This window comes from Thermogemmatispora sp., from assembly GCF_019683755.1.
GTDB lineage: Bacteria > Chloroflexota > Ktedonobacteria > Ktedonobacterales > Ktedonobacteraceae > Thermogemmatispora.
The window spans coordinates 1-6,672 of the sequence record NZ_JADGHT010000263.1 but is presented as its reverse complement, the minus strand read 5'-3'; the positions used below and the strand labels follow the sequence as shown (position 1 = coordinate 6,672).

General features: G+C 58.7%; 5 protein-coding genes. 1 reads left to right on the top strand and 4 read right to left on the bottom strand.

Going from position 1 to position 6,672, the window contains the following annotated elements; all coding sequences use genetic code 11:
• Positions 1-265: hypothetical protein (locus IRZ24_RS15095; protein WP_297165683.1), on the top strand; the 265-nt coding region annotated here is incomplete at its 5' end.
• Here the strand turns inward: IRZ24_RS15095 and IRZ24_RS15090 are convergent.
• The 4 genes from IRZ24_RS15090 to IRZ24_RS15075 all read right to left on the bottom strand — a co-directional run.
• Positions 262-1,044 carry a hypothetical protein gene (locus IRZ24_RS15090; RefSeq protein WP_297165681.1) on the bottom strand — a complete coding sequence of 261 codons (783 nt, stop codon included), beginning with the start codon at positions 1,042-1,044 and terminating at the stop codon, positions 262-264. The genes IRZ24_RS15095 and IRZ24_RS15090 overlap by 4 nt on opposite strands.
• A 400-nt stretch (positions 1,045-1,444) precedes the next feature.
• Positions 1,445-4,033, bottom strand: a complete 2,589-nt coding sequence (alr, locus tag IRZ24_RS15085; protein ID WP_297165679.1) for an alanine racemase — start codon at positions 4,031-4,033, stop codon at positions 1,445-1,447.
• Positions 4,034-4,074: 41 nt separating this feature from the next.
• Positions 4,075-5,271 carry a DNA-processing protein DprA gene (gene dprA / locus IRZ24_RS15080; RefSeq protein ID WP_297165676.1) on the bottom strand — a complete coding sequence of 399 codons (1,197 nt, stop codon included), beginning with the start codon at positions 5,269-5,271 and terminating at the stop codon, positions 4,075-4,077.
• A gap of 243 nt (positions 5,272-5,514) precedes the next feature.
• On the bottom strand, positions 5,515-6,672 hold a 1,158-nt coding region (locus IRZ24_RS15075; protein ID WP_297165674.1), incomplete at its 5' end, for a peptidase MA family metallohydrolase.

The following is a 6,672-nucleotide window of genomic DNA, read 5'->3' as shown; positions in this document are numbered from 1 at the left end:
GGGAATCCTGCATCTGATCGCCAGCCCGCCGCCAGCAGGGATCTCGATGAGAGTCAATCCCGTAGAGCTGCTATTGCTCCTTTATAGTTGTAATATTCCTTTAGTAGAGCATGCAGTTATTTCTCTTCTCATTCTCCATCCCGAGCTGGCTTCTGCCGTGCAAGAAGCCCTCCGACAAGTGTTGGCCAGAGAGAAATCGGGGCTCTCCTCTGAGTGCCTACGACAACGCCGCTGGGCCTTTCGCCCCCTGCTGCCAAGCGATTAGAACCATCGACCGAGCCACGGCTTCTCTTGTAGCGTCTTCTGCACCTCCTGAATATAATGGATGGCACCGCTATCGTACCACTGGCCACTGAACCAGGAACCGAGGCAGCCCCAGATATCGCCGGCGTGATAGCGCGGGTAGCCGGCGCTGGGCGTCGAGGCCTGCAATTGAGTCGCCAGGCCCTCATAGCACATGCGCATCATTCCGTAGACGTAATCGGCATTGAAGGCCGTATCATCGCGCATCATCGGCCACTCATGGCTGAAATAGCGATAGGTGATTTGCAGCAAACCATAAAAAGAAGGGCAAGATGAGCCATTCCAGGTGCCTGGGGGACAATAGCGGCTCGTGGTGGTCTTGCCTGCCGCCGTGCTCTGATGCCACCAGGACTCGACCGCTGCCTGAGCGCGCACCAGATCGGCGTTGACTCCCCACTTGCAAGCCACCCACTGGATAATCTCATCGGTGGTCCCGGTAAAGTTGCCGCTAATGCGTGCGCTATAGCGGTTGGCCAGGGGATTCTGCGTATAGGTAGGATAGAACTGGTCGATCGCAGCAAGCTGTTGAGCTGTGGGCACGCGATGATTGGCGGCGGTATTGTCTGGACGCGGCTCCCATGAGCTATAGTGGATACTGGCGGCGCACTGCCGATCAGTGGGGAGGCTGGCCCCTACCGCTGTGATCAGGCCCGTCACGGGAAGAGCCGTCGCCACAGGCGTAGGGGCAACCGCGCTGGGAAGGGACGAAGGCGATGGCAGCGCCTGCGGTTGAAAGGTCATCGCTCCTACCGTTGCCGTAACCGCCTGCCGGCCAGAACCGGCTGACGGACCGTTGGAGGGCAAAGGCTCAAGGCAAGCGCTCAAGGCCAGCAGCATCGCTAGCCAGGCTGTTATCCACGCAAACACTGGCCACTGCAAGGAGGGCAGTCCCAGGATTCTGCATGAAGCGCAGCGCTTTCTTAGCATCGGATCACGGCCCCTCTGTATCACTATATGTCAACTAATCTATCAGAACGAATCAGAGCCGTGATCTTCACCCGGATCTGGCGATCCTGGCAGGCTCCCTGGAGAAAGCTGACGGCGTTCGGGGACTTTTGTAAGGTGTGTGCAGGGCCAGGCCTGAGAGCTAGCCTGAGCGTACTGTCACTCGCAAGCCTGGAGGCCTGGCGCTGGCTCTCAATCAATCGACCCGTGGCACACGTGCCAGAATCTCCGACACCACCTCATAGTTAATCGTACCCAGGCGTTCAGCCACCTGCTCCGCCGTCAGCACAGCCTCGCCCTGGCGTCCAATCAGCACCACCTCATCGCCCACGCGCACCCCAGGAATGTCCGTGACATCGATCATGCACTGATCCATACAGACCCGTCCCACAATTGGGGCCTCTTGGCCGTGGATCAGAACCGAACCCCAGGTACGTGGGGCGCGTCGGAAGCCATCGGCGTAGCCGACCGGTAGGACTGCAATGCGCGTTGGGCGCGTTGTCACATAGGTACAGCCGTAGCCGATGCACTCACCCTCGGGGACCAGCTTCACTTGAGCCACCTGAGTCTTGAAGGAGAGCGCCGGACGAAAACCGGCGGGCAGCCGAACCTCTGGCGATGGATCGAGGCCATAGAGGGCAATGCCTGGTCGGACCATATCAAAGTGGGCCTCGGGCACCGTCAGCGTAGCCGCACTATTCGCCGCATGCGCCAGTGGGGGGCGCAGCCCCTCGGCCTCCAGCGCCTGCAGCACACGCTGAAAGCGTGCAAGCTGCTTGCGGGTATACGACTGATCGCGCGCATCGGCCATTGCAAAATGGGTAAAGATGCCCTCCAACTCCAGGCCCGGCAGACGTTTGACCTCCCGGGCCAGCGCCACAATGGCCTCAATCTCCTCGGCCCTGATACCTAGGCGCCCCATGCCTGTGTCGACCTTCAGATGGACCTTCGCCGTACGCTGCAAGGCTTGAGCAGCACGCGAGAGCGCTTGCGCAGCCTCGCTCGAATAAAGCGTAATCGTCAGGTCCAGACGTACCGCCTCGCGCATCTGCCAATGGGGCACATAGCCAAAGACCAGAATCGGGGCCGTGATCCCCGCCTCACGCAAAGGAATAGCCTCGCTAACCGTGGCCACACCCAACATGCTAGCTCCATTCAGCAGAACCGTACGCGCGACCTTCAAAGCCCCGTGTCCGTAGGCGTCAGCTTTCAGACTGGCCAGGACCCGCACCCGTGGCCCGACTAGCTCTTTGATAAGCCGCGTATTATTGGCGATGGCACTCAGATCGATCTCCAACCATGTCGGTCGCTCTGGGCGCATGCGCACAATCTGTTTCCAACCTGGTGTCTGGCGGACCAAACGTTCAGGGGCCTGAGCGGGTTCTGCCAGGAGGCGCTCTGTCACACGTTCCATGCGCGCCTCCTCGGAACCCTTAATAAGAACAACATCGCGCGGCTCTCCCTCCGCCGGCTCGGCCTCCGCCTCTAAAAGGGCCATCACGGCGCGCGCGGCATCCTCGTGGGTCGAAGTCTGGATGATCCGTTCAGAAGAGAGACCAGCCTCCCGCGCGGCCTCGGCAATCAGTGCTGCCCGCTCTCCACGTGTCACCAGATAGTCGACCTGGCCAGCCGCGACCTGACCGACGAGGGTGTGACCCTCCTCCTCAAAGCTTCCCAGATTGAGCATATCCCCCAGCACAGCAATTCGCCGTCTCGCGGGCAAACGTGCCAGGGTTTCCAGGCCCGCCAATGTTGAAGCCGGAGCCGCATTGTGTGTGTCATCGAGCAACCATGCGCGCCGCAGGCCGGGCAGCGGATTCAGACGGCCCGGCAGCGGAGCGAATTCCGCCAGCGCCTGCGCAATTTGCTCATCAGACAGACCACACAGCCGACCGACCATCCAGGCTGCCAGCATTGTCGTGACAAAGTGCGCACCGAGCAAACGCGTCCTGAGCACCCGCCCATGACCCGACCAATGTGCCTCTGTCCCTTCCCAGGAAACATGCACTGTTTCCAGGGGGGCAGCCGTAAAAACCTGCAAACGAGGATCATCGCTGCGGCGCAACAGGCGGCGAATCAGCTCATCATCCCCGTTGGCCACCAGTCTGCCGTCGGCAGGCAAATAGTCAGCGAGGCTTGTCAGCTCTGCTGCTAAGCGCTCCAAGCTACCGAAATACTGCAGGTGGGTCGGACTGATATTCGTTAACACCCCGATGTGGGGCTGAGCAATGCGACAGAGAGCGCCGATCTCGCCAGGGTGGTCGCAGCCCAACTCAACCACAGCATATTCGTGGTGCTCCTCCAGACGACCCAGGGAAAGAGGCAGACCCAGCAAATCATTGTAATTCTGCCAGCTCTTGAAAGTAGCAAAATGGCGCTCAAGGACGTGAGCGATCGCTTCCTTTGTGGTTGTTTTCCCTGTACTTCCCGTAACCGCGATCACCGTGGGCTTCCAACGAGCCAGAATCGCACGGGCATAGGCTTGCAGCGCCTGGCGAGTATCTGTGACCACAATGACAGCCGCCCCACTCGCCTCCAAAGCGGCGCGCTGCTCCTCAGAGAGTGTGCTCACGTAGCGCTCCTCAATTAAAAGGCCGCCGGCCCCCCGACGCAGGGCATCCTGCCAGTAATCATGGCCGTCGCCCCGCTCACCACGTACGGCCACGAAAAGCTCCCCGGGGAGCAATTGACGTGTGTCATGACTAAAAGCTGAGAACTGCTGCTGACGTCCAGGAAAAGCTAATCTCCCTCCAGTCGCCTCCAAAAGATGGCTCAGCAGAATCATACCGCCGACCTCTCACTCTCAGGCTTAGGAACCGAGCTACCCTAGTGGGCCAGCACATAATACATTGCGCCCACCTGCTTTATGATACCCTTTAGTTCCAGGGTCAGCAACGTAGCGGCTACGCTTTGAGCAGACAAGCCTGAAGAGCGGATCAATTCGTCAATGTGGCGTGGTTCGTGGCTCAGCAAGGGCAACAACTGACGTTCAAGTGGATCTTCCGGCAAAGCCTGCTGCAGTTCGAGACATTGAGCAACCGTGAAGAGATTGAGAGCATCGAGGATGTCCTGAACACCTGTGATCAAGTGGGCCCCATCCTGGATGAGACGATTGACCCCCTCGCTGCCGCGAGCAAACATGTTGCCAGGGACTGCGAAGACATCCCGGCCAGCCTCCAGCGCGTGCCGGGCCGTAATCAAGGCACCGCTCTTCAAAGGGGCCTCTGTCACCAGCACACCCAGCGCCAGACCGGCGATGATGCGATTGCGCGCTGGGAAATTGCCACTGTCGGGATAGACGCCCGGAGGATACTCACTTAATAAGGCCCCCTGGCCCGAGGTCACAATGCGTCGTGCCAGATTCACATTAGAGCCTGGATAGAGCACATCCAGGCCGCAGGCAAGCACAGCAATTGTGCGACCCCCAGCAGCTAGGGCGGCGGTGTGAGCCGCCGTATCGACGCCGAGCGCCAAACCACTGACAATCGTGATGCTGTGCCGAGCCAGCTCCGTGGCCAGATGCTCGGTCACCAACCTGCCATAGGAACTCATGCGGCGCGTTCCCACAATGGCCAGAGCACATTGATCATTGGCGCTGAGCTGACCGCGGAGGTAAAGCACAGGAGGAGCATCACTCAGGCGTCGCAAGGCTGGTGGATAGAGCTGGTCTCTGAGCGTTAGCGCTTCAATCTCCAGGCGCTGTAACTGCTTCAGCGCTCTTTCTGGGTCAATAGACGCTCGCTGCCGGAGCAGAGTCTCAACGAGACGGTTATTGAGGCCGGCATAAAGTAGCTCTGACCGTCCAGCTTTCCAGGCGGCAGCCAGCTCCCCGTGAAAGAAGGCTAGAAGCTTCTTAAAAGTGGCCGGTCCAATACCTCGGATGCGGCTGAAAGCCACCCAGTAAGCGCGCTCCTCCTCGGAGAGAGGAGCGTAGGGAAGCTCTACAGAAGAAACAGGCGCAGCAGGCTGCGTGCTCCCATCAGAGGGAGCAGCCGTGTTATCATCTGTCGTATCACTCATCATACACATCCTTTCCACTTGGCACACCTTCTATCCTATTGTTAGTGGAGGTAACGCCCGCTGATTTATGCAAAGGTAGGATTGACTCTCAAGAGAAAGTCTCAAGTGCAGCGAAAGAGAGCCAGAGCAGGTTAGCATACTAACCGATTCATCCTGACCAAGCACCAAGAGCCGGGCCAGAAGCACATTTCTGCTCTGCTTACCTCTGGCCCAGCTTCTCTAGCGTCCGGAGGAAGGAGGGCGCTGCTAATCATCATCAGGTTCTGACCCTTGAGAAGAGCGAGTCTGAGGCCCTTCTCCCGTCCCTGGGAGGCCGAAGGGCTGATCGATATTAAAGTAGGGCGAGCCACCGGAGGCACCCGTACCCGGAGTAGGCCTTCCAAGCCATCTGCCGAAGGGGCCTGAGGATGGAGAGCTATCCGAGGGTGGCGGAGCCTGCCAGTCTCTCCGGCTGATCGCCAGAATCTGCTCTGCAGCTTGCACAGCCTCCATGGCCTGGAGACGCTGGTGGCGAGCCGAAGTCAAGAGCAGCATAGTTCCCACTAACGCCGTGAGCATGAGCGCTGTCCCGAGCAGCAGCAAGAGCGTGTCATGACTATCGCTGGTAGCCGGTGTAGGCAAGCGGAGCTGGGTGGTTGACGCTGGTGGAACAGCGGGTGTTTGCATCTCAGCGGGAGAGAGCGTCGGTGGCTGATGCAGGGCCAGATGCCATTGATTCTCAAGATGGGCCTCATCCTCACTAATCGAGGCCTGCAATGCCTCATCGAAAGTCAGCTTCCCACTGCTAAGCAACTGAAACAGGTGCTCAAGATTAGTCTTCCCGAAGGTCTGGTACATATAAGTGACCAGGTTCCAGCTCTCAGCATAAGCCAACTCGGCGGCATCGCTAGAGCTGGGGAAACGCTCCGAGATCTGGCTCAGTGGAAGCAAAGAGTGAGTGCGCAAAGCCTCATTGAGACGGTCAGTCAGCTCGGGCTCCTGGAAGAGCTGGCAATAGACAGCCAGACCCTCATCGAACCAGCGAGGAATATCCACCCGATCTGGAACGGTCTGATGCAGTAACAGATGAGTCATCTCATGAGGCATATCGCGTATCAGTGTTTCGTCTGTAGGACTAGTTACCGTAAAGAAAGCCTCATTCAACGGAGGAAAAGCTACACCTCCTACCCATTCAAAGGTATCGGGCGGGAGCGCACTACGAAAAGCGCTCTGACTGCTATAGATCCAGAGATCAAAGGCGTGGTGATAGCTCAGGCCCGTCACTTGGGCCAGATGTTCCTGATCACTCTTAGCGCGGCTGAGCAGAGCCTGGCTAAAACCGGGCAACGTATTATACCAGTGGATGTGTATATACCCCTGAGTCGTGCTTTGCCAGGGAAAGCGCGTATCATAGACCTGTCTCGT